22 protein-coding genes are annotated in these 22,506 nt (G+C 41.5%); 14 read left to right on the forward strand and 8 right to left on the reverse strand.

Annotated elements, in window-relative coordinates; translation table 11 throughout:
- Positions 1 to 100: 100 nt before the first annotated feature.
- Positions 101 to 442, reverse strand: coding sequence for a metal-sulfur cluster assembly factor (locus GMD3S_RS0204405; protein WP_001204052.1), 342 nt, complete (start codon positions 440 to 442; stop codon positions 101 to 103).
- A 167-nt stretch (positions 443 to 609) separates the two neighbouring features.
- Between GMD3S_RS0204405 and hisS the strand changes: the two genes are divergently transcribed.
- From hisS to GMD3S_RS0204450, 9 genes are all read left to right on the forward strand, one after another.
- On the forward strand, positions 610 to 1,890 hold the full coding sequence (gene hisS, locus GMD3S_RS0204410; RefSeq protein WP_000775880.1) for a histidine--tRNA ligase: 1,281 nt from the start codon (positions 610 to 612) through the stop codon (positions 1,888 to 1,890).
- A gap of 143 nt (positions 1,891 to 2,033) precedes the next feature.
- Positions 2,034 to 2,240: a helix-turn-helix transcriptional regulator gene (locus tag GMD3S_RS0204415; RefSeq protein ID WP_000916943.1), complete on the forward strand. Its 207-nt coding sequence runs from the start codon at positions 2,034 to 2,036 to the stop codon at positions 2,238 to 2,240.
- On the forward strand, positions 2,237 to 2,434 hold the full coding sequence (locus GMD3S_RS0204420; RefSeq protein ID WP_001046146.1) for a hypothetical protein: 198 nt from the start codon (positions 2,237 to 2,239) through the stop codon (positions 2,432 to 2,434). The genes GMD3S_RS0204415 and GMD3S_RS0204420 overlap by 4 nt, the downstream gene beginning before the upstream one ends.
- A gap of 2 nt (positions 2,435 to 2,436) precedes the next feature.
- A complete protein-coding gene (locus GMD3S_RS0204425) occupies positions 2,437 to 2,787 on the forward strand; it encodes a PspC domain-containing protein (RefSeq protein ID WP_000657658.1) in 351 nt (116 codons plus the stop codon).
- A 13-nt stretch (positions 2,788 to 2,800) separates the two neighbouring features.
- Positions 2,801 to 3,535: a DUF3169 family protein gene (locus tag GMD3S_RS0204430; RefSeq protein WP_000730198.1), complete on the forward strand. Its 735-nt coding sequence runs from the start codon at positions 2,801 to 2,803 to the stop codon at positions 3,533 to 3,535.
- A gap of 9 nt (positions 3,536 to 3,544) precedes the next feature.
- The gene (locus GMD3S_RS0204435; protein ID WP_000771227.1) at positions 3,545 to 4,186 is read left to right on the forward strand and encodes a CPBP family intramembrane glutamic endopeptidase; all 642 of its coding nucleotides are present in this window, start codon (positions 3,545 to 3,547) and stop codon (positions 4,184 to 4,186) included.
- A 17-nt stretch (positions 4,187 to 4,203) separates the two neighbouring features.
- Positions 4,204 to 4,422, forward strand: coding sequence for a hypothetical protein (locus tag GMD3S_RS0204440; RefSeq protein WP_000832178.1), 219 nt, complete (start codon positions 4,204 to 4,206; stop codon positions 4,420 to 4,422).
- A gap of 151 nt (positions 4,423 to 4,573) precedes the next feature.
- Positions 4,574 to 6,337, forward strand: a complete 1,764-nt coding sequence (gene aspS, locus GMD3S_RS0204445) for an aspartate--tRNA ligase (protein WP_000830905.1) — start codon at positions 4,574 to 4,576, stop codon at positions 6,335 to 6,337.
- On the forward strand, positions 6,315 to 7,256 hold the full coding sequence (locus tag GMD3S_RS0204450; RefSeq protein ID WP_000806300.1) for a YitT family protein: 942 nt from the start codon (positions 6,315 to 6,317) through the stop codon (positions 7,254 to 7,256). The genes aspS and GMD3S_RS0204450 overlap by 23 nt, the downstream gene beginning before the upstream one ends.
- 33 nt (positions 7,257 to 7,289) lie before the next feature.
- Here GMD3S_RS0204450 and GMD3S_RS0204455 read toward each other — a convergent pair whose 3' ends face one another.
- The 5 genes from GMD3S_RS0204455 to GMD3S_RS0204480 form a co-directional block, all read right to left on the reverse strand.
- Positions 7,290 to 8,276: a LacI family DNA-binding transcriptional regulator gene (locus GMD3S_RS0204455; RefSeq protein WP_001145416.1), complete on the reverse strand. Its 987-nt coding sequence runs from the start codon at positions 8,274 to 8,276 to the stop codon at positions 7,290 to 7,292.
- Positions 8,277 to 8,285: 9 nt separating this feature from the next.
- On the reverse strand, positions 8,286 to 9,086 hold the full coding sequence (locus GMD3S_RS0204460; protein WP_000938240.1) for a DUF1189 domain-containing protein: 801 nt from the start codon (positions 9,084 to 9,086) through the stop codon (positions 8,286 to 8,288).
- A 298-nt stretch (positions 9,087 to 9,384) separates the two neighbouring features.
- On the reverse strand, positions 9,385 to 10,227 hold the full coding sequence (locus tag GMD3S_RS0204470) for a sugar ABC transporter permease (protein WP_001065656.1): 843 nt from the start codon (positions 10,225 to 10,227) through the stop codon (positions 9,385 to 9,387).
- A 1-nt stretch (position 10,228) separates the two neighbouring features.
- Positions 10,229 to 11,521 carry a carbohydrate ABC transporter permease gene (locus GMD3S_RS0204475; RefSeq protein WP_000431414.1) on the reverse strand — a complete coding sequence of 431 codons (1,293 nt, stop codon included), beginning with the start codon at positions 11,519 to 11,521 and terminating at the stop codon, positions 10,229 to 10,231.
- Between the two features lie 126 nt (positions 11,522 to 11,647).
- On the reverse strand, positions 11,648 to 12,919 hold the full coding sequence (locus tag GMD3S_RS0204480) for an extracellular solute-binding protein (protein WP_000095461.1): 1,272 nt from the start codon (positions 12,917 to 12,919) through the stop codon (positions 11,648 to 11,650).
- Positions 12,920 to 13,393: 474 nt separating this feature from the next.
- On the opposite strand from GMD3S_RS0204480, the gene malQ reads away from it, so the two are divergent.
- From malQ to GMD3S_RS11020, 3 genes are all read left to right on the forward strand, one after another.
- Positions 13,394 to 14,911 carry a 4-alpha-glucanotransferase gene (malQ, locus tag GMD3S_RS0204485; protein ID WP_000747317.1) on the forward strand — a complete coding sequence of 506 codons (1,518 nt, stop codon included), beginning with the start codon at positions 13,394 to 13,396 and terminating at the stop codon, positions 14,909 to 14,911.
- 24 nt (positions 14,912 to 14,935) lie between these two features.
- A complete protein-coding gene (glgP, locus tag GMD3S_RS0204490) occupies positions 14,936 to 17,194 on the forward strand; it encodes a glycogen/starch/alpha-glucan family phosphorylase (protein WP_000937158.1) in 2,259 nt (752 codons plus the stop codon).
- A gap of 250 nt (positions 17,195 to 17,444) precedes the next feature.
- Complete coding sequence (locus tag GMD3S_RS11020) at positions 17,445 to 17,651, forward strand: hypothetical protein (protein WP_009013759.1); 207 nt, start codon at positions 17,445 to 17,447, stop codon at positions 17,649 to 17,651.
- 110 nt (positions 17,652 to 17,761) lie between these two features.
- Here GMD3S_RS11020 and GMD3S_RS0204495 read toward each other — a convergent pair whose 3' ends face one another.
- Positions 17,762 to 18,610 (reverse strand): putative RNA methyltransferase, encoded by an 849-nt coding sequence (locus tag GMD3S_RS0204495; protein ID WP_001095535.1) that lies wholly within the window; start codon positions 18,608 to 18,610, stop codon positions 17,762 to 17,764.
- 151 nt (positions 18,611 to 18,761) lie between these two features.
- Here GMD3S_RS0204495 and GMD3S_RS0204500 point away from each other — a divergent pair, with 151 nt between their 5' ends.
- Together GMD3S_RS0204500 and GMD3S_RS0204505 are read left to right on the forward strand one after the other, a co-directional pair.
- A complete protein-coding gene (locus GMD3S_RS0204500) occupies positions 18,762 to 19,040 on the forward strand; it encodes a DUF6110 family protein (RefSeq protein WP_000910910.1) in 279 nt (92 codons plus the stop codon).
- Between the two features lies 1 nt (position 19,041).
- Positions 19,042 to 21,102 (forward strand): heavy metal translocating P-type ATPase, encoded by a 2,061-nt coding sequence (locus GMD3S_RS0204505; protein WP_000008775.1) that lies wholly within the window; start codon positions 19,042 to 19,044, stop codon positions 21,100 to 21,102.
- Between the two features lie 77 nt (positions 21,103 to 21,179).
- On the opposite strand, the gene tyrS is transcribed toward GMD3S_RS0204505, so the two are convergent.
- Complete coding sequence (tyrS, locus tag GMD3S_RS0204510) at positions 21,180 to 22,436, reverse strand: tyrosine--tRNA ligase (protein WP_000546903.1); 1,257 nt, start codon at positions 22,434 to 22,436, stop codon at positions 21,180 to 21,182.
- Positions 22,437 to 22,506 lie beyond the last annotated feature (70 nt).

The following is a 22,506-nucleotide window of genomic DNA, read 5'->3' on the forward strand; positions in this document are numbered from 1 at the left end:
AATCAAAGAGCAAACTAGAAAGCTAGGCGCAGGTTGCTCAAAGCACAGCTTTGAGGTTGGAGATAAAGCTGACGTGGTTTGAAGAGATTTTTGAAGAGTATTAACGAGGTGGCAGTCCAAGGGCAATACGGCCGTAGCGACTGATTCGTGTAATCTTCCAGGCAGGCGACCAGGTAACTTCAACCTTGACATCTTCGATACCCTCTATTTGTTTCAGACCTGCCACGATTTCGATAGGCAGGCTTTCAGCGCAATCACAGGCAGTATCGGTGAAGGTCATGACAATCTTACAGAGACCCGTTTCATCCAGATTGATTTCATAAATCAGTCCTAGATTGTAAACATCCAATTCCACATCTGTATCAAAAACCTTCTCTAGTTTTTCGATAATTTGGTCTTGTAAGGCCAAAGCGCGGTCATTGATTTTGATATCGTCTCTCATAACAGTCCCTCCACCTGATAAATATCCTCTATTTTCTCATAATTCTGACAATTTGGCAAGTTTTTGATGAATTTTCTGAAAAGACTCTCTTGAGATTTTCTGCTCTCACTGTTTTAATCCCTCTATTTGTGGTAAAATAAGACTATTAAGTTTAAAGAGGATTCCCTATGAAATTACAAAAACCAAAAGGAACGCAGGATATTTTACCTGCTGAGTCTGCCAAGTGGCAGTACGTTGAGGGCTTTGCCCGTGAAATTTTCAAGCGCTATAACTATGCAGAAGTGCGCACGCCTATTTTTGAGCATTACGAGGTCATCAGTCGCTCTGTCGGAGACACAACAGATATCGTAACCAAGGAAATGTATGATTTCTATGACAAGGGTGATCGTCATATCACCCTTCGTCCAGAAGGAACTGCGCCCGTTGTCCGTTCCTATGTGGAAAATAAACTCTTCGCACCAGAAGTGCAAAAGCCAAGCAAGTTCTACTATATGGGCCCTATGTTCCGTTATGAGCGTCCACAAGCAGGTCGTTTACGCCAGTTCCACCAGATTGGTGTCGAGTGTTTTGGCTCTAGCAATCCAGCTACCGATGTGGAAACTATCGCGATGGCAGCTTATTTCTTGAAAGAAATCGGCATCCAAGGTGTGAAATTGCACCTTAACACTCTGGGAAATCCTGAGAGCCGTGCGGCTTATCGTCAAGCCTTGATCGACTATTTAACACCGCTCAAGGAGACCTTGTCGAAGGATAGCCAACGTCGTTTGGAGGAAAATCCTCTCCGTGTCTTGGACTCTAAGGAAAAAGAAGACAAGGTAGCAGTAGAGAATGCGCCGTCTATCTTGGATTTCCTTGATGAGGAAAGCCAAGCTCATTTTGATGCCGTCCGTCAGATGTTGGAAAATCTGGGTGTAGACTATATCATCGATACCAATATGGTGCGCGGTCTGGACTATTACAACCACACGATTTTCGAGTTCATTACTGAGATTGAGGGCAATGACTTGACGGTCTGTGCGGGTGGTCGCTACGATGGTTTGGTTGCTTACTTTGGTGGTCCTGAAACTGCTGGATTTGGATTTGGCCTTGGTGTAGAGCGCCTGCTTCTCATTCTTGAAAAGCAAGGTGTGGCCCTCCCTATCGAAAACGCTCTAGATGTTTATATCGCAGTCTTGGGTGAAGGAGCAAATGTTAAGGCCTTGGAATTGGTACAAGCCCTTCGCCAACAAGGATTCAAAGCAGAGCGTGACTACCTCAACCGGAAGCTTAAAGCTCAGTTCAAGTCAGCCGATGTCTTTGCGGCTAAGACTCTCATCACGCTAGGGGAGAGCGAAGTCGAAAGCGGACAAGTGACGGTTAAGAACAACCAAACACGAGAAGAAGTTCAAGTGTCACTTGATGCTATCAATCAAAATTTCTCAGAAATCTTTGAAAAATTAGGCTTTTAATAGTAGAAAAACCGGTCAGGACCTTACTCCTGACCGTTTTCTTTTGCAAAATGACAAAAATCATAAACTTTTTGACAAATATACTTGTCAAAAAGAAAAAGATGTGTTACAATATAAGTAAGTTAAGAGTAAAGGAGAAAGGAATGCTTAAAAATCGTTTAAAAGAGCTTCGGGCTCGCGATGGTCTCAATCAGACCGAACTTGCCAAGCTAGCAGGAGTTTCCAGACAGACCATCAGTTTGTTAGAACGGGATGAGTACACCCCATCCATCGTTATTGCCCTGAAGATTGCTCAGATATTCCATGAGCCAGTCGAGTCAGTCTTTCGTATAGAGGAGGATGAGGAATGAATAAGTATAAAGTAATGTATTATGTAGTTGCCATAGCTCTATTAGTCAGCGTATTTCTACTGATTGGGATGGACCTAGGCTGGTTTAATCCATATCAAAGCGACCAATTTGTTTGGGCCTACTTTGCTCTCATCCCAGTAGTTGACTGGATTGAAAAGAAATTCAAAAATCTAGCAAGTGAAAAAGGAGAATGAATATGAAAGAGTTTTTAGCGGGTTTTCAAGTCGATACTGAGCACAAAGAACTTGCGGGTGTTTGTGCAGGTTTAGGAAATTATTTTAACATTCAAGCCAATATCGTTCGTTTGGTGACAGTCTTCTTGTTTCTCTCTTCTACGGAGATTGGTATTATAACAGTAACTCTCTATGCCTATCTAGCAGGTTGGCTTGGCAATGAACCCTTGGGGGATGGAGCAAAAAAAGCTAGAAACCAAGCTATTCTCTTACTTGCTGTTTGTTTGATTTTGGTGTCACTTGGAACAGAAGGCTTGACCGCTATCTTTGAGTCAGGTAAGGACTTTGGTCAGTGGTTGGTTGGATTAGTTTAGAAAGAGGATGAATATGAAAAAGAAACGTGGATTGTTATTTTTAATGGCTTTGATCTTGGGAGGCTTCTTGGGCATGTTTGCAGGGATGTTTAAGGCCTATACCGAAAACTATGGAACCATTTTAGATGTCAAAATCGTGATTCCATGGATATCATCTATTTGTTTACTGTTAGGTTTCATTAGTATGTTTTTGACTTTCGATTTCTTAAAGAAAAGCAGAAAATTTCACTCCTTGTATCAAGAGGAAATGGATGATGATCTGAATGAAACCTATTATGTACAAATGTATCGTAATCTCGAGTTTGGAACTATTGCTTTTAATAGTGCAGGCGTAGCGATTTTTTTGGCTCTTTTCATCTCAGGTAGTGAAGTAATTGTACTAAATATCAGCTCTATAACCTTATCTCTTTCTTTTTTGGCATTAGTGATGATTTTCAGTGCTCAAAAATATCTCTATAAGACCATTGCGATCGTTCGTCAGTTTGATTTGGAATTCTTCTCTACACCAAAAGATGTCTTGGGCTATATAAACTCTTACGATGAAGGGGAGCGCAAGGCTAATTTAGAACAGAGTTTTCGAATTTTATTCCAATTAAACCAGTATGTCTTGCCAACTCTCTATTTTCTAATCGTTCTCTTTTCCTTACTGACAGGAGAGATTCAGTTACTAGCCTTCTTGCTTGTAGGAGCGATCCATATTTATATCAATGTGATGCAATTACCTATGGTAAAACGTTATTTCAAATAGGAGTCTTTTATGAAATTACTTAAAAATCTTGGCTGGTTTCTTCTAGCTGTCCTATCCTTTTACTTTGGCTATGGTCTGATTCAGAGTATGGCTTTATCAGCGCTTGACCTAGGGGCTTCGATCTTTGGAGTCTTGCCACTCTATATCGCTCTGTCAGGGGCCTATGTTTATGGAGTTTACAGATGGTATCAGACAGAAAAGGTTAGCATCCAGACGACAGCTTTTAATCGTTATATCTGGTTGCCTACTCTGGTTTTGCTAGTGGCGATTACAGCTCAGTTCTTTTTGCCAGAAGATCCGTCAGTCAATCAACAAATCGTATCACAATTGACAGTTGCTCAGCCTGTATTTGGTTTCTTTATGGTGGTAGTCTTTGCTCCTCTGACGGAAGAACTCATTTTTAGAGGGATGCTGGCGCGCTATCTCTTTCCTAAGCAGAACAACAGCAAACAGACAGCTCTGTTTCTCCTCGTATCAAGTGTGCTTTTTGCCTTGATTCATTTTCCAGGGGCTTTGCAACAGTTTTTAGTTTATGCTAGTCTGGGATTGAGTTTGGGACTGGCTTATGTAAGCCGAAAAGGTCTTCTTTACAGCATTTCTCTCCACGCTTTGAATAATTTAATCGGCTTTTTGATGATACTCATGCTATAATAGAGTCAGGAGGTCACATGAAACGAGTAATTTTATTAGCAGTGATACAGGCGGTCGTTCTCTTCTTTATCATCGGGGCACTTGCCTATGCCTTTAAAGGCGACTTCTTTTACAACTATCTAGCGGTTGTCTTTGCGCCTATTGCAGGTGTCTTGCGTTTTGCGACAGCTTATGCGACGGAGATTGTTCTACCTAAAAAGGCAGCTGAGATTGCTGAAAAGCGTAAAAAAGGTTAAGAATCATAATCAGAGAATCCGATGACGTTTTCATCGGATTTTTTGTCTGTTCGTTTTGATTTCTAAAGACAATCAAACTTTTCTGCTGATTTTCATGAAGAGCCTGCGCTTTTATGGTAAAATAGTAACAGAATAAAAGAGGAGAGAAAACATGAAACGTAGTATGTATGCTGGTCGTGTTCGTGAGGAACATATCGGACAAGAGATTACTTTGAAAGGATGGGTTGGCCGTCGTCGTGACTTGGGTGGTTTAATCTTTATCGACCTTCGTGACCGTGAAGGAATCATGCAGTTGGTTATCAACCCTGAAAAAGTATCTGCAGAGGTCATGGCAACAGCTGAAAGTCTTCGCAGTGAGTTTGTCATCGAGGTGACTGGACAAGTCGTTGCGCGTGAGCAAGCTAATGATAAATTGCCGACTGGTGCAGTTGAGTTGAACGTGACAGCTTTGACGGTGCTTAATACAGCCAAAACAACACCTTTTGAGATTAAAGATGGGATTGAGGCCAATGACGATACACGTTTGCGTTACCGTTACCTTGACCTTCGTCGTCCAGAAATGCTAGAAAACCTTAAGCTTCGTGCCAAGGTGACCCACTCTATCCGTAATTACTTGGATGAGTTGGAGTTTATCGATGTGGAGACGCCATTCCTTTCGAAGTCAACGCCAGAAGGGGCGCGTGACTATTTGGTGCCATCTCGTGTCAATAAAGGGCATTTCTACGCTCTTCCTCAAAGTCCACAAATCACTAAGCAATTGTTGATGAATGCTGGTTTCGACCGCTATTACCAAATCGTCAAATGTTTCCGTGATGAGGACTTGCGTGGTGATCGTCAGCCTGAGTTCACCCAGGTCGACTTGGAAACATCCTTCCTTACGGAGCAAGAAATCCAAGATATTACAGAAGGATTGATTGCGCGCGTGATGAAAGAAACCAAAGGCATCGAAGTAACTCTTCCATTTCCTCGTATGAAGTATGATGATGCTATGGCCTTTTACGGTTCTGATAAGCCAGATACTCGTTTTGATATGTTGCTTCAGGACTTGACAGAAGTGGTTAGAGGTGTTGATTTCAAAGTCTTTTCAGAAGCACCTGCCGTTAAAGCTATTGTGGTCAAAGGAGCTGCGGATAACTACTCACGTAAAGACATCGACAAGATGACCGAAGTAGCCAAACAGTACGGTGCCAAAGGTCTTGCTTGGGTCAAGGTAGTTGAGGGAGAATTAAATGGACCAGTTGCCAAGTTCTTGACTGGGATGCAAGCAGAATTGACTGCAGCGCTTGGTCTTGAAGACAAGGATTTGGTTCTCTTTGTGGCGGATACGCTTGAAGTAGCAAATGCAACCCTTGGTGCCCTTCGTGGACGTATTGCCAAAGAGCTTGGCTTGATTGATAACGATAAATTCAACTTCCTTTGGGTGGTTGATTGGCCAATGTTTGAATGGTCTGAAGAAGAAGGTCGCTACATGAGCGCCCACCACCCATTTACCCTTCCACAGGAAGAAACAGCTCACGAATTAGAAGGTGATTTGGCTAAGGTTCGTGCCATTGCTTACGATATCGTCTTGAACGGTTATGAGCTTGGTGGTGGTAGTCTTCGTATCAACCAAAAAGACCTTCAAGAACGCATGTTTAAGGCTCTTGGTTTCTCATCTGAAGAAGCAAATGACCAGTTTGGCTTCCTTCTTGAAGCCATGGACTATGGTTTCCCACCACATGGTGGTTTGGCTATTGGACTTGACCGTTTTGTGATGCTCTTAGCAGGAGAAGAAAATATTCGTGAAGTCATTGCCTTTCCTAAGAACAATAAGGCAACAGACCCAATGACTCAAGCTCCATCAACAGTCGCTCTCAAACAACTAGAGGAACTCAGCTTACAAGTAGAAGAAGATGAAACAAGCAAAACGAATTAAGCGGTGGCGCTATTATCTGCGCCGCTTTGCTTATCAGATAAAAATCTTACGAGTTTTACAAAGTATCTCTCGGGAAAAATATGATGAGAAAGTATCGGCTTCTCTGGTTTATGGCTTTCTGTCAGCAGTAGCAGTCAATTTCTTTTTTCAACCAGGGCACGTTTACTCCAGTGGCGCGACGGGTCTGGCACAGATTATCTCTGCCTTGAGTAATCACTGGTTTGGTTTTTACATTCCGATATCGCTAACCTTTTATGCTATCAATTTTCCGTTGATGATTTTGGCTTGGTATCAGATTGGGCATAAGTTTACAATCTTTACCTTCATCACAGTATCCATGAGTTCTCTCTTTATCCAGCTTGTACCAGTTGTGACCTTGACAGAGGATCCCATTATCAACGCCCTTTTTGGGGGTGTTGTCATGGGCTTGGGGATTGGTTTTGCGCTCCGTAACAATATTTCTAGCGGAGGTACAGATATCGTCAGTCTGACCATTCGAAAGAAAACAGGGAGAAATGTCGGTAGTATTTCTTTCTTAGTGAATGGGACGATTATGCTGATAGCAGGATTGACCTTTGGTTGGAAATACGCCCTCTACTCCATGATTACCATCTTTGTATCGAGCCGTGTGACGGATGCGGTCTTTACCAAGCAAAAACGTATGCAGGCCATGATTGTGACCAATAATCCTGACAAGGTAATCGCAAAAATCCATAAAAAATTGCACCGCGGAGCAACCATGATCCACGATGCAGAAGGGACCTATAATCATGAGAGAAAAGCAGTCTTGATTACGGTTATCACACGAGCAGAGTTTAATGATTTTAAACACATCATGAAACAGGTCGATCCGACAGCCTTTGTCTCTGTATCCGAAAATGTCCACATCCTCGGACGATTCGTAGAAACAGACAATTAATAATACTCAAAAGACCAGCCTTGGGGCTGGTCTTTATTTTTCGATAATTTTGTGTCCAATCAACTGGCGGTAACAAATCTGTTTATTGTTTTTAGCATCGTTGATGATCTGGAGAATGGTTTCAAAGGAAACGCGCCCAAGTTCTAGACTATTGATATCCACATAAGCTACGAGGTCAAGTCGAGGATTGACTGAGTCGAAGCTGAGGACAGGAACATCCAGTTTGTGCTTAGCGATATAGTCACAGGCTCCTTCGGCTAGGAGACTGTCGGTTGTGATGATAGCATCAATCTGCGGATCGTGATTGAATAGGAGTTCACTGAACTGATACCCTTTTTCTTCTAGAAATTCGGTTGCAAAGTAGATTAAGTTGGTATCAATCGGAAGTTGGTGTTGTTTGAGTGCGGACTCATAGCCAGTTAGACGATCTTGCGTTACGAAGAGTCGCTTTGTCCCCCCGATGAAGGCAATTCGTTTGCATCCTTTTTTGATGAAATACTCTGTCGCATCAAAGCCCGCCTGTACATTGTCATTATCAACAAGAGGGATAAAGGGTGAAGTAGATTTTCCGAGAATGAGGAAAGGGAACTGCTCATCGGCTACTAGCTTGACCAGAGGATCTTCTTCTTCAGCATAGAGGAAAATCAAACCATCTACACGCTTACCATAGACCATCTGAGAAATAGCTTTGAGCCGCTCTTTTGCATCTTTCCCCGTTGCAATCTGGATAGCGTAGTGGTTTTCAGACGCGACTTGGGCAATCCCTCGTAGGACAGATGGGAAGAAAGGATTTTGGTAAAAGGCATCCGAGTCATCAGGAAGCACCAGACCGATAACCTGAGTATAGCTACTTACCAAGCTACGAGCATTGAGGTTGGGATGGTAGTTGAGCTCCTTCATCGCCTTGCGAACTCGTTTTTTGGTTTCATCACTAATCGTTGATTTATTTTGGATGACGCGGGTAACAGTTGAAGGTGAGACACCTGCTGCTTTAGCCACATCTTTAATCGTCACGGGCATAAAAATCTCCTATTTATGATAATCTGGATCACGGAAATGTGTCTTGTAAAAAATAGTGACCAGATAAAGAACAAAAAGAATGTTTTGTACAGTGATAAGCGTTGTCATATTTTGGCCAAAAAGTCCCAAAATAAGCGTAATCAGAGTGGGTAATCCTAAACAGTTTAAGATAAAGTGGTAGCACTCTTTAAAGGTCCTAAATGAAAAGAGGCGTGATTTTTTGGTGATATAAAGGAGGAGACTAGCTCCAAGAGAGACAATGAAGAAATTCAATCCAAAGAGGAAGCTTGCACCAAGAACGAGAAAGAGACTGATATAGACCCGATTTTGTTGGTACCAATCTTTAGAAATGGCTTGGGTTAGATCTTCCTTACTCTGGAAACTCTCCGTTTGAATCGCGTGGTAGCGAATGCGAGTTAGTTCCTTACTTTCCTTACTGATGACGAGTTCTTCCGTATCAAAATGAAGTTGCAAGTCCTTTGGCAATTCTTTGTTTTGGCTTGGGCCAATTAAAAGAGAAGGCTGCTGATTTTTAGTTCCAGCATAGCTCAGTTTTCCATCTATTATCTGCGCATTCTCCGACAAATCCATGATCGCTTCATCTGTCAGGGGTGTGTAGACATTATCGATAAACGTATCCAGTGGATACGTTTCCTGTGAGCTGTTTTGAATGGCAATTGGAACCATAGACAAGCTGATGAGGAAAATGCTAGTAAAGAGGAGTTGAAACCAGTTGAGTCCAAAACGTTTTGACAGGGGCTTACGAAATCCCCAAATACTTGAAAAATATGAAAATGGATATGGAAGCATAGGCATCTTTCTAAAAGTGTTTTCTATATGAGTATTATTATATAGAGAAATGTGCTTTATTTCAAGTCTAGGAGACAAATTGCTTGCTTCAAGAATAGTTTTATAGTCACAAGCTCTAATACTCAATGAAAATCAAAGAGCAAACTAGGAAGCTAGCCGCAGGTTGCTCAAAGCACTGCTTTGAGGTTGTAGATAAGACTGACGAAGTCAGTTACATATATCTACGGCAAGGCGAAGCTGACGTGGTTTGAATTTGATTTTCGAAGAGTATAAAATGAAAAAGGGTGGCGGGGATAAATTATCCCTTGTCGCCACCACTTGTAAGTCCTGAAACAAAGTTCTTTTGTAGGAAGAAGAAGAGAATACAGATTGGAAGGGCGATGAGGATAGCACCTGCTGAGAAGTAGGCAATCTTCAAGTTTTTCACATTGCTGACAAAGGTCTGTAGACCAACGGCAACTGTAAAGTATTCTTTCTCACGAAGCAAGAAACTAGAGAGGATATAGTCTCCGAAAGGTCCCATGAAGGCCCAGAGCGCTTGTACTGCAACCATTGGGCGAACGAGTGGGAGAACAATTTGCCAGAAGCGACGGAAGTGTCCTGCACCATCTAGTTTTGCTGATTCATCAAGAGACATCGGTACTGTGTCGAAGTAGCCTTTCATCAACCAAGCATTCATCGGGATACCACCACCGACATATAGGAAGATGAGGAACCAGCTTTGGTTAAGGGCATTCAACATAAGGGCCATAACGAAGAAGGCTGTCAAAGCGGCCATAGTTGGCACCATTTGGATAATCAAGAAGAAGACCAAACTTTGTTTACGAGCCAAGAAGTTGTAACGGCTGTAGGCATAACCAGCAAGTACGATGATACTTGTTTGAACAGCCATTGTAATCAAGGCGATAATCAAAGTGTTGAGGTACCAAGTGCCGTACAAGGTTTCAGTGAAGAGCCCTTGGAAGTTGGCAAAGCTAAAGTCGACGTTAGCATCTAGTTTAAAAGCTACGACGTTACCAGTCTTGAAGGCTGACATAATAGTAATCAAAAGTGGATAGATAATCACGATTGAAAGACCAATCAAGTAGAGGTAAGTGAGGGTTTGAGTCAGTCTACGTTTGAGTTTGATTGAGTTATTCATCTTAGACGTCCTCCATATCAAATGCGTGTAGTTTCTTGAATGCGATCATAGAGATAGAGATGACAATGATAGAGATGATCAAGGTAACAGCTGCCGCCATAGAGTATTGAGGAGATGTACCTGTTGTCAAGCGATAAATCCATGAGATCAAGATATCAGTTGAACCGGCTCCACCACCAACGCTACCAGGACCTCCGCCGTTGAAGAGGTACATGATAGAGAAGTTGTTAAAGTTGAAGGTGTATTGGCTGATCAATGTTGGTGCTGCAACAGCCAAAATCATAGGGAAAGTGATGTTGCGGAATTTTTGCCAAGCATTGGCACCATCGATATAAGCCGCTTCGTAGAGGTCGTTAGGAATTGACTGCAAGATACCCAAAGTCAAAACGTAGATGTATGGGAATCCTAGCCAACCTTGCATCATAATCAAGGCAATCTTCGTCCAAGTTGGGTCTGTTTTCCAAGGGATAAGAGCACCGTCAAGGAAAGGAAGAACCTTAGCCAAGATAGGCAATACTTGAGTGTTGATCGCTCCGACACTATCGTTAAACATGTTTGAGAATGTCAAGATAGTGATGAAGGCTGGAACAGCCCAAGGAAGAAGGAAAATAACACCAAAGATACGTTTTCCTTTGATAAATGGTTGGTTAGCAATGATAGCAGTGAAGATACCAATCACAATCTGCAAAGTAGAAGCAGACAAGGCCCAGATGATGGTCCAAGAAAGAACCGCACCGAAGGCTGAACGGAAGGTACTTAAGCTCCAGATGTTTGTAAAGTTAGTCAAACCAACCCAGTCCAACAATTTGTTTGGTGGCAAGTGTTGGAAGTCATAGTTGGTAAAGGCAATCATCAAGGTTACGATAACTGGGAAGATAATCGCAAATGTCATAGCGACGTAAGATGGGATGATCAAGAGGTAAGGGAAACCATTCTCATAAATACCTTTGATCATATCTTTAAAAGTACGTGGGACAGGAATTCCATTGTTAATACGTTTTGCGATTGTATGTGCATCTTTAATATTTGAGAAATAAAAGAGCACATAAACGACTACAAAGATTAAATGGAAGGCACCACGAATCAGCATAAAGAGGGAATTATCACGACCTGGCTTGTCACCAAGAGTGATCAAATTGTGCAATTCAGGGGCTGCAAGTGCTAGGAAATAAAGAACAAATACGATAGTTACACCAAGGAAGATAAAACCTTTGGCCTTTTGTTTATTGTAAATCTGTCCTAACCCAGGAATCACTGAAAGCAAGGCTGCTTTGCTAGGTTGTTGGTTTTCCATGAATACTCCTTTCATAGGATACGAGATTGAAGTTTGTCTCCAATCACTAGATAGGCAACTGCAATCATTCGTAAATTTATAAAATCAAAGGGGGATTTGTATTCTCCCCCCTTGTAACGAATTCAATTATTCACCAAATTTTTGTTTGATTGTTTCTTTGATCAATGTTACAGCATCGTTAGCAGCTGTCTTAGCATCTTTTTTACCACTTACAGCGTCAAAGAGCATTGTTTTAGCTGGATCCCAAACAGCTGACATTTGAGAAATGTTTGGCATTGGTTGAGCGTTCTTGAACTGTTTGATAACAGCTGTTGTCAACTCATCGTTTTTACCTTCAGCGTATGAACGAGCTTCAGTGTTAGCTGGGATTTCGTTAGTTGCATCGTAGAATGCTTTTTGTTGTTCAGTTGAAACAAGGAAGTCTACAAATTTTTGTGCAGCTTCAAGGTTCTTAGTGCTTGATGGGATGATCCAAGCTTTACCACCACCGAATGGTGTGTATTCTTTACCATTTGGAAGAGTTGGAATAGTAGCAACACCGTAGTTTACTTTAGCATCTTTGAATGCTTGAGCTTTCCAAGGTCCATCGATGATAGCAGCTGTTTTACCTTCTTGGAATTGAGTTTGGATCAAGTTTGCAGCACCTTCAGTATCTTGCATACCTTTAGGCCATTTTTCATACCAAGATTTAGCGTAGTTGACACCAGTGATAGAACCGTCGTTTGCAAGACCGATGTCTTTAGCGTCTTTACCGTTTTGTCCGAATACGTAACCACCGTTACCAGCAAGGAGTCCGTATGCGTAGTAGAAGTTTGTCCAGTCAGCTAGGAATGCAGTAGTTTTGCCATCTTCACCAGCGAAAGCGTATTTGCTGTCTTTAGCAAGTTCTTCTAATTCAGCAAAAGTTTTTGGAGCTTCTTTAAGCAAGTCTTTGTTGTAGTACATAACAAGTGACTCGATAACGGCAGGAGCACCGTAAACTTTACCGTCAGCAGCTGTTACAAGAGATTTAGTTTTATCATCTGTTTTAGCGCCGTCGCTCAAAGTAACTTCTGAAAGTTGTCCGTCAGTACCAAGGCTACCTACACGGTCGTATGGAGCCATCATAACGTCAGCAGCTTGACCTGATTGGTTGTCAAGTGAAAGTTTGTCAAGTCCACCAAGTTGGTCACCTGATTTGATGTTAACTTTTGTACCTGATTCTTTTTCATAAGCTGCAGCAACTTTTTCAGCGTAGGCTTTGTATTGGTCTTCAACGTAGAAAGTGATTTCTTTTGCTTCAGATGAGCTAGTATCAGCTGCTTTATCAGCAGTTTTGCTTCCGCAAGCTACCAAAAGTAAGCTAGCAAGAGTAGCAGTTCCGAGCACAGCAGCGCTCTTCATGAATTTAGATGACATAGTGTATTCCTCCTAAAGAATAACAAAAATAATTTAATGAGAAAACGCAAACGTTTTCTTTTACGAACTTAGTATAGCACAAACAGAAAACGGTTGCAAGCGTTTTTAGGAAATTTTTTAAAAAAATTTTAAGGTTTCAAACATTTGTTAAAGCCCATATATAGGAAAGAACTTAAAATGTTTGTTTTTTTTGAATTGAAAATATATTAGGAAAACGATTGCGTAAATTCGGCTCGGTTTTTCAGAAAATAGAGCAGATATTGGGAATGAATTATCTTAAATCAGAAAATCTTTAAAATTTTTTCGCTTATTTCATAAAATATCAGTGGCAACAAGTTTTGTTTGATTAAAATAATTCAAAAAAATTTTTTAAAAACGCTTGCATTTGTTTTTGAAATGCGTTATACTTAAATTAACGCAAACGTTTGCGCCTTAATTGCGCAACGTTTTATAACAAACACATGAGGTGCTATTATGAAAAAACGTCAAAGTGGTGTGTTGATGCACATCTCTTCTCTGCCAGGAGCATACGGGATTGGATCATTTGGCCAAACTGCCTATGATTTCGTTGATTTCTTGGTTCGTACGAAGCAACGTTACTGGCAAATCCTCCCTCTCGGGACAACAAGCTATGGAGATTCTCCATACCAATCATTCTCGGCCTTTGCTGGAAATACGCATTTTATCGACCTTGATATCTTGGTAGAGCAAGGCTTGCTCGAAGCCAGTGATCTTAAAGGTGTTGACTTTGGTAGCGATGCATCTGAAGTTGATTATGCGAAGATTTACTACGCACGTCGTCCGCTTTTAGAAAAAGCAGTTAAACGCTTCTTGGAAGTGGGAGATGTCAAAGATTTTGAGAAGTTTGCTAAAGACAACCAATCATGGCTTGAACTCTTTGCTGAGTATATGGCGATCAAAGAGCATTTTGACAATCTTGCTTGGACAGAATGGCCAGATGCAGATGCTCGTGCCCGTAAAGCTTCAGCGCTTGAAAGCTACCGTGAGAAATTGGCAGACAAGTTGGTTTACCACCGTGTGACTCAATACTTCTTCTTCCAACAATGGTTGAAATTGAAAGCTTACGCTAACGATAACCACATCGAAATCGTTGGGGACATGCCTATCTACGTAGCGGAAGATTCAAGCGACATGTGGGCAAATCCACACCTCTTCAAGACAGATGCCAATGGTAAAGCAACTTGCATTGCAGGATGCCCACCAGATGAGTTTTCTGCAACTGGTCAGCTTTGGGGCAACCCAATCTATGACTGGGAAGCAATGGACAAAGACGGTTACAAATGGTGGATTGAACGTTTGCGTGAAAGCTTCAAAATCTACGATATCGTTCGTATCGACCACTTCCGCGGTTTCGAATCTTACTGGGAAATTCCTGCTGGTTCCGATACAGCAGCACCTGGTAAATGGGTGAAAGGTCCAGGGTACAAACTCTTCGCAGCCGTTAAGGAAGAGCTTGGTGAGCTAAACATCATCGCAGAAGACCTTGGTTTCATGACAGATGGAGTGATCGAGTTGCGTGAACGCACTGGCTTCCCAGGAATGAAGATTCTTCAATTCGCCTTCAACCCAGAAGATGAAAGTATCGATAGCCCGCACTTGGCACCTGCCAACTCTGTTATGTACACAGGAACACACGACAACAATACGGTCCTTGGTTGGTACCGTAATGAAATCGATGATGCGACACGTGAGTACATGGCTCGCTACACTAACCGTAAAGAATACGAAACAGTGCCACACGCTATGCTTCGTACAGTATTTTCATCCGTTAGCTTCATGGCTATTGCAACCATGCAAGACTTGCTAGAACTAGATGAGTCAGCTCGTATGAACTTCCCGTCTACTCTTGGCGGAAACTGGTCATGGCGTATGACAGCAGACCAACTCACACCAGCGGTTGAAGAAACTTTGCTTGACTTGACTACAATTTATCGCCGAATCAATGAAAATTTGGTAGAATTAAAGAAATAAGACAATATCAGGAGACACATAAACATGTTACCATTAAACGAATTTGTACAAAAGCGTTACAATAAAACCATTGCAGAATGTAGCAATGAAGAGCTTTACCTTGCTCTTCTTAACTACAGCAAGCTTGCTAGCAGCCAAAAACCAGTCAACACTGGTAAGAAAAAAGTTTACTACATCTCAGCTGAGTTCTTGATCGGTAAACTCTTGTCAAACAACTTGATTAACCTTGGTCTTTACGACGATGTGAAAAAAGAACTTGCTGCTGCAGGTAAAGAGTTGATCGAAATCGAAGAAGTAGAATTGGAACCATCACTTGGTAACGGTGGTTTGGGACGTTTGGCAGCCTGCTTTATCGACTCAATCGCTACACTTGGTTTGAATGGTGACGGTGTTGGATTGAACTACCACTTCGGTCTTTTCCAACAAGTTCTTAAAAACAACCAACAAGAAACAATTCCTAACGCTTGGTTGACAGAGCAAAACTGGTTGGTACGCTCAAGCCGTAGCTACCAAGTGCCATTTGCACACTTCACATTGACATCTACCCTTTATGATATTGATGTACCTGGTTACAAGACAGCTACTAAAAACCGCTTGCGTTTGTTTGACTTGGATTCAGTTGATTCTTCTATCATCGAAGATGGTATCAACTTTGACAAGACAGATATCGCTCGCAACTTGACTCTCTTCCTTTACCCAGACGATAGCGACAAGCAAGGTGAATTGCTCCGTATCTTCCAACAATACTTCATGGTTTCAAACGGTGCGCAATTGATCATCGACGAAGCAATCGAAAAAGGAAGCAACTTGCATGACCTTGCAGACTACGCTGTTGTACAAATCAACGATACTCACCCATCAATGGTGATTCCTGAATTGATCCGTCTCTTGACTGCGCGAGGTATCGAGCTTGATGAAGCAATCTCAATCGTACGTAGCATGACTGCCTACACTAACCACACAATCCTTGCTGAAGCCCTTGAAAAATGGCCTCTTGAATTCTTGGAAGAAGTGGTTCCTCACTTGGTACCAATCATCGAAGAATTGGACCGTCGTGTGAAGGCAGAATACAAAGACCCAGCTGTTCAAATCATCGATGAGAGCGAACGTGTTCACATGGCTCACATGGATATCCACTACGGATACAGCGTAAACGGGGTTGCAGCTCTTCACACTGAAATCTTGAAGAACTCAGAGTTGAAAGCTTTCTACGACATCTACCCAGAAAAATTCAACAACAAAACAAACGGTATCACATTCCGTCGTTGGCTCATGCATGCTAACCCAAGCTTGTCTCACTACTTGGATGAGATTCTTGGACATGGTTGGCACCATGAAGCAGATGAACTTGAAAAACTCTTGTCATACGAAGACAAGGCTGCTGTCAAAGAAAAATTGGAAAGCATCAAAGCTCACAACAAACGTAAATTGGCTCGTCACTTGAAAGAGCACCAAGGTGTGGAAATCAATACAAACTCTATCTTTGATATCCAAATCAAACGTCTTCACGAGTACAAACGCCAACAAATGAACGCTTTGTATGTCATCCACAAATACCTTGATATCAAGGCTGGTAACATCCCTGCTCGTCCAATTACAGTCTTCTTTGGTGGTAAAGCAGCTCCTGCCTACACAATCGCTCAAGACATCATTCACTTGATCCTTTGCTTGTCAGAAGTGATTGCTAACGATCCAGCAGTAGCTCCACACTTGCAAGTTGTAATGGTTGAAAACTACAACGTTACTGCAGCAAGCTTCCTTATCCCAGCATGTGACATCTCAGAACAAATCTCACTTGCTTCTAAAGAAGCTTCAGGTACTGGTAACATGAAATTCATGTTGAACGGAGCTTTGACTCTTGGTACTATGGACGGAGCTAACGTGGAAATCGCTGAATTGGTTGGCGACGAAAACATCTACATCTTCGGTGAAGATTCAGAAACTGTTATCGACCTTTACGCAAAAGCAGCATACAAATCAAGCGAATTCTATGCTCGTGAAGCCATCAAACCATTGGTTGACTTCATCGTGAGCGACGCTGTTCTTGCAGTAGGTAAGAAAGAACGCTTGGAACGTCTTTACAACGAATTGATCAACAAAGACTGGTTCATGACTCTCCTTGACTTGGAAGACTACATCAAAGTCAAAGAGCAAATGCTTGCTGACTACGAAGACCGTGACGCATGGTTGGATAAAGTCATCGTTAACATTGCCAAAGCAGGATTCTTCTCATCTGACCGTACAATCGCTCAGTACAACGAAGATATCTGGCACTTGAACTAAGATACAAAATTTATACTAATCACTTTGTAAAAAAAGCGAATTTCAATTGAAATTCGCTTTTTTGAATGATGTGGATTTTAGCCAATCAGGTCTAAAAAGAGATAAATCATAGATACGTTGAAGTTTTAGAAATACTGCTTTTTACTGTATTTCAGTCTCATGATTCTTCGTAGTTGATGGCCTCGTATTTCTTGTATCCGCTTATAATTTGTATTATAATAGCATTGTGGTGAAGAAAGAAGGTGTTTTTATGTGGAAAAAATATTTTTCAAAATATAAATGGACTGATTTATTTTGGATACTATTTGTGGTTTTGTCATCACTCTCGATGGGGAATCGTACTCTTTTTCCACTTACCCATCAAGAAATCTCTTATCATGGGTGCTATTTGGGGATTACACTTGCCTCATTTCACTTATTATTCATTGATAAATTTGTCATTTCGAATCGAAAATAAATGGAGAGGTTAAAATTTTTTCCACTTTTCGGATAGACAGTTGAAAAATCGCGATTTAAACCCACACCTCAAGAAGAGGTGCGGGTTTTTGTCTTATCTGAAAGATTTGTTTACCGTACTTTCCCAACTAGAATCTCTGCTTCAATGGTAATCTCTGTCAGTTGGCTCCAGTCAATCTTGGTATGGTCAACGTGAAAGAGTAAGGGCGTCATGGCAAGCAGGGCTTGGCGTTGCTCAGCCGAGATAGGTTTTGTTAAGGAAGCAATCTGACTAGATTGGATGCTGAAATGTTCCTGGAAATGTTCTTTGATATCTTGGTTGGAATAATCCTTCTTTGTCAGCTGGTCCTGCACCATTTGACGGATTTCTTTGAGGTGATTTTCAGTTGGGATGACCTTGATCAAAATACCGTCTTTGGATAAAACGCGACGGAATTCCCCATAGTTGGCAGGCGAGAAGATATCAAGCAGGATATCCATGCTGGCGTCTTTTATAGGAAGACGAGCCAGGTCGCCGACAAACCAGTTGACCGCCCAGTTTGGTTCGCTCTTGGCAGCGATTTGAACGGAATCTTTTGAAATATCAAAGGCGTAAAAGGTTTTGTCAGAGTGACTTTCTTGGAGTTTACGAGAGTAGAAACCTTCGCCACAACCGATATCCAAGACTGTTTTTGCGGATGGATTAGTTGTTAGTAAGTCCGAGATACCTTCTAAAATAGCCTGATAAAAACCAGCTTCAAGAATTTGCTGGCGGTTTTGGAAGTTTTCCTTGTCGTAGTTGGCAGATTGCTTGATTTGCGGAGCCAAGTTGACATAGCCGAATTTTGCCAGATCAAAAGAATGGCGGTTGCTACACTTGAGGCTAGACTCTACCAAGGCCAGATTTTCTTGGCAGATAGGGCAGGAAAAGGCAGTCGCAGAAGCAAAACGCTGAAGTTTGGGTTTGAGGTTTGTATTCATAGTTTAAGTGTATCAAAAGAGGCAAATGAAAGCAACTTTAGAAATAAGTAGATGGGAGATTCAGTAGAAATAAAACTAATTCTCCAATTTATAGAATAAAATTGCTTTTATATCTAAATTTCTATATAATAATGATAAGGAGGAAATAAGTATGTTAAAAGAAGTATTAACCGTTGCAAAAGTTGCGAAAAAATCATCACTCTTTTTGGGTGGTGTCGCATTTGGTACCCTTGGTTTGAAAATCTTGGCAAGTAAGGAAGCTAAAAAAGGTTATTCTAAAGCTTTGGCTAAGGCTTACAAGTTGAAAGACGGGCTAGATGCATCTGTTTCTGTTGTGAAACAACATGGAGACGATGTCTTGCAAGATGCCAAATATTTGTACGAGCAAGAGAAAAAAGAAGAGCAATTAGATAGCCTTATAGGAGAATAATATGTCTTTTAAAGTGCTACATAGAGGATACCAACATATCCGACTATCATCTTCTTTTTCACTCACCTTGGATATTCAAGACTATCTTCGTTCCTTGGCGAGAGATGAAAAGGGGATTGAGTCTATCCAGTTTTACATGGATCAACAGCACTTTACTCTACGCATAAAAGAAGGCTTTTCTGTATTAGATAATGCAGAAGCCTTTTTAAAAAGAATTGATAAAGGGAAAGTTTCTGAGTTGATGACTCTTCCCATTCGTAGAGAAGAGAGTGCTTATTCTATTGTTTCAGGTGCAGCGATTAAGCGTGTACTTTTTCGTAGTTTTGTGCCGTATCCTATTCGCTATATATGGACTTGTTATCAGGCTTTGGGTTATATTAGAGAAGCCTATCAAACACTAGCGCGTAAGGAACTAACGATGGAAGTCTTGGACTGTTCGGCGATTTTATTGTCCTTGTTTATGAACCAATCCAAGACAGCTAGCAATATCATGTTTATGCTTGATTTGGGGAATCATTTAGATCAGTGGTCTTTGAAAAAAACTGCAACAGATTTAGAACAAAGCCTTCTTGCAAAAGAGAGCGACGTATTCTTAGTACAGGGCGATACGGTTGTTAGTATCAAGAGTTCCGATGTTCAAATAGGAGATGTCTTGGTCCTATCTCAAGGAAATGAAATTCTGTTTGATGGACAAGTAGTTTCAGGTTTAGGTATGGTCAACGAAAGTTCCTTGACGGGAGAGAGTTTTCCAGTTGAAAAAAGAGAGTCTGATTTGGTTTGTGCAAATACAGTATTAGAAACTGGAGAGTTACGCATTCGTGTAACCGATAATCAGATGAACAGCCGGATTTTACAACTGATTGAGTTAATGAAGAAATCTGAAGAAAACAAGAAAACGAAACAACGCTATTTCATCAAGATGGCGGATAAGGTCGTCAAATATAATTTCTTGGGGGCTGGGCTAACTTACCTATTAACAGGTTCTTTTTCTAAGGCTATTTCTTTCCTATTAGTCGATTTCTCCTGCGCTTTGAAAATCTCTACTCCTGTAGCTTATTTGACAGCTATCAAGGAGGGGTTGAACCGTGAAATGGTGATTAAGGATGGGGATGTTCTGGAGAAATATCTGGAAGTTGATACTTTCTTGTTTGATAAGACGGGAACAATCACAACTAGTTATCCTATAGTTGAAAAGGTGTTACCTTTTGGGGACTATAGTGAGGAAGATATTCTCAGAATCAGTGCCTGTCTTGAGGAACACATTTATCATCCTATTGCTAATGCCATCGTCAAGCAAGCTGAGATAGAGGGAATTGAACATGAGGAAATGCATGGGAAACTCCAATATATTGCAAGCAAGGGGATCAAATCTCATATAGATGGCCAACCAGTTCTTATTGGGAATTATGTCTTGATGCAGGATGAGCAGATTCATATCAGTTCAGAACAAAATGCTTTAATTGAAGAGTACAAGAGTCACTACAATCTCTTATTCTTGGCTTATCAGAATGAATTGATTGGAATGTTCTGCATTCATACTCCTTTGAGAAAAGAAGCAAAAGCAGCCTTGGAGAAACTTAAGGCACAAGGGAAAAAATTGATTCTGGCAACAGGGGACACCTTGGTTAGGACAGAGGAATTAGTCAAAGATTTGCCCTTTGATCAGGTCTATACAGACTTGAAACCTGATGGGAAATTTGAGTTAGTAGAGGAACTGCAGAAAGCAGGTCACACGATTTTGATGGTTGGAGATGGATTGAATGACTCAGCGGCTCTAACCCTATCAGATATCGGTGTGGTGATGAATGAGAGTGCAGATATTTCTAAGCAGATGAGCGATATCTTATTGTTAGATAATCGTTTGGATTTCTTCCAAGAGTTGGATTGGCTATCATCATCTTTGCAAACACTCATCAAGAAGAATATTCAAGATACCGTTGTCGTAAATAGTAGTTTGATTGGCTTTGGCTTGTTTAATTGGCTCAGTCCTTCAAACCTCTCTATCCTACATAATCTAACAACCTTACGCATAGTCCTGCGTAGCCTGTCTATTAAGGGATAGGTGGGGACTATTCACAGCAAAAAGGAGTTACCTTTCTCGAGGGTAACTCCTTTGTTTATAGGTAAATGTTTAACAATTTAGTAAGTCAACACAAAGTATTTCTTCTTCCCGCGGCGGATAACAGTGAGTTCGTTTTCTAACTTATCTGCGTCACTCAAGACATAGTCAAGGTCTTGGATACGGTCGCCGTTGACGTAGATAGCTCCGTTTTGGACGTCTTCACGGGCTTGGCGTTTTGAATTCACCACACCAGATGACACGAGGAGTTCCACGATATTGTGGTTTTCGTCTGCTTTTACTTGGTAGTTTGGCACTCCACGAAGTCCTTGTTTGAGTTCTTTGACAGAAAGGTTTTTGATGTTTCCGGCAAAGAGTTGCTCAGTGATGTTAAGGGCTTCTTTGTAAGCTTCTTCTCCGTGAACAAGAGTCACGACTTCACGAGCGAGGACTTTTTGTGCCAAGCGTTCGTGTGGAGCCGCTTCAAACTCTTTGCGGATGTCTTCAATCTCGTCCAGTGACAAGAAGGTAAAGATTTTTAAGAAACGAACAGCGTCGGCATCCATGACATTCATCCAGAATTGGTACATTTCGTATGGAGAAGTCTTTTCAGGGTTAAGCCAAACTGCGTTTCCTTCTGATTTACCAAATTTCTTACCAGTTGCGTCTGTGATGAGTGGAACAGTGATCACGTGACCAGTCTTGTCAGCCTTACGACGAAGCAATTCGGTACCAGCTGTCATATTTCCCCACTGGTCAGAACCACCGATTTGTAGGGTTACGTTGTGCTCTTGGTTAAGGACAAAGAAGTCGTAACCTTGCATGATTTGGTAAGCAAACTCAGTGTAAGAAATCCCTGTCTCGATCCGTTTCTTCACAGACTCCTTACTCATCATGTAGTTGACAGTGAAGTATTTTCCGACGTCACGGAGGAAGTCAATGAAGCTGATGCTGCCAAACCAGTCGTAGTTGTTGACCATGACAGCTTTATTTTCCCCATTTTCAAAGTCAAGAAAACGAGAAAGTTGTCCTTGGATAGACTTGACCCAGCCCTCTACTGTGTCTTTTGTTTGGAGACTACGCTCAGCATCTTTGAAGGACGGATCTCCGATGAGACCTGTAGCACCGCCAACGAGCGCATAAGGTTTGTGACCTGCTAGTTGCAAACGACGACTTGTCAAGATTGCGACAAGGTGACCTAGGTGAAGGCTGTCAGCAGTTGGATCGTAGCCAGTATAATAAGAGACTTGACCTTCTTCTAGGGCTTTACGCAAAGCTTCTTCATCAGTCGTTTGAAAAATCAAACCACGCTCTTTTAGCTCATCAAAAATGTGCATGTGTCTTTTCTCCTTTATAAAATATTGTTTCTACCTATTGTATCACAAACTTGATTAATAGCCTAGTGGA

The organism is Streptococcus sp. GMD3S (genome assembly GCF_000298695.2).
GTDB lineage: Bacteria > Bacillota > Bacilli > Lactobacillales > Streptococcaceae > Streptococcus.

Coding starts and splice junctions, on each gene's coding strand:
- GMD3S_RS0204405 (WP_001204052.1), bottom strand. CDS start 442: ATGAGAGACGATATCAAAATCAATGACCGCGCTTTGGCCTTACAAGAC.
- hisS (WP_000775880.1), top strand. CDS start 610: ATGAAATTACAAAAACCAAAAGGAACGCAGGATATTTTACCTGCTGAG.
- GMD3S_RS0204415 (WP_000916943.1), top strand. CDS start 2,034: ATGCTTAAAAATCGTTTAAAAGAGCTTCGGGCTCGCGATGGTCTCAAT.
- GMD3S_RS0204420 (WP_001046146.1), top strand. CDS start 2,237: ATGAATAAGTATAAAGTAATGTATTATGTAGTTGCCATAGCTCTATTA.
- GMD3S_RS0204425 (WP_000657658.1), top strand. CDS start 2,437: ATGAAAGAGTTTTTAGCGGGTTTTCAAGTCGATACTGAGCACAAAGAA.
- GMD3S_RS0204430 (WP_000730198.1), top strand. CDS start 2,801: ATGAAAAAGAAACGTGGATTGTTATTTTTAATGGCTTTGATCTTGGGA.
- GMD3S_RS0204435 (WP_000771227.1), top strand. CDS start 3,545: ATGAAATTACTTAAAAATCTTGGCTGGTTTCTTCTAGCTGTCCTATCC.
- GMD3S_RS0204440 (WP_000832178.1), top strand. CDS start 4,204: ATGAAACGAGTAATTTTATTAGCAGTGATACAGGCGGTCGTTCTCTTC.
- aspS (WP_000830905.1), top strand. CDS start 4,574: ATGAAACGTAGTATGTATGCTGGTCGTGTTCGTGAGGAACATATCGGA.
- GMD3S_RS0204450 (WP_000806300.1), top strand. CDS start 6,315: ATGAAACAAGCAAAACGAATTAAGCGGTGGCGCTATTATCTGCGCCGC.
- GMD3S_RS0204455 (WP_001145416.1), bottom strand. CDS start 8,276: ATGCCCGTGACGATTAAAGATGTGGCTAAAGCAGCAGGTGTCTCACCT.
- GMD3S_RS0204460 (WP_000938240.1), bottom strand. CDS start 9,086: ATGCTTCCATATCCATTTTCATATTTTTCAAGTATTTGGGGATTTCGT.
- GMD3S_RS0204470 (WP_001065656.1), bottom strand. CDS start 10,227: ATGAATAACTCAATCAAACTCAAACGTAGACTGACTCAAACCCTCACT.
- GMD3S_RS0204475 (WP_000431414.1), bottom strand. CDS start 11,521: ATGGAAAACCAACAACCTAGCAAAGCAGCCTTGCTTTCAGTGATTCCT.
- GMD3S_RS0204480 (WP_000095461.1), bottom strand. CDS start 12,919: ATGTCATCTAAATTCATGAAGAGCGCTGCTGTGCTCGGAACTGCTACT.
- malQ (WP_000747317.1), top strand. CDS start 13,394: ATGAAAAAACGTCAAAGTGGTGTGTTGATGCACATCTCTTCTCTGCCA.
- glgP (WP_000937158.1), top strand. CDS start 14,936: ATGTTACCATTAAACGAATTTGTACAAAAGCGTTACAATAAAACCATT.
- GMD3S_RS11020 (WP_009013759.1), top strand. CDS start 17,445: ATGTGGAAAAAATATTTTTCAAAATATAAATGGACTGATTTATTTTGG.
- GMD3S_RS0204495 (WP_001095535.1), bottom strand. CDS start 18,610: ATGAATACAAACCTCAAACCCAAACTTCAGCGTTTTGCTTCTGCGACT.
- GMD3S_RS0204500 (WP_000910910.1), top strand. CDS start 18,762: ATGTTAAAAGAAGTATTAACCGTTGCAAAAGTTGCGAAAAAATCATCA.
- GMD3S_RS0204505 (WP_000008775.1), top strand. CDS start 19,042: ATGTCTTTTAAAGTGCTACATAGAGGATACCAACATATCCGACTATCA.
- tyrS (WP_000546903.1), bottom strand. CDS start 22,436: ATGCACATTTTTGATGAGCTAAAAGAGCGTGGTTTGATTTTTCAAACG.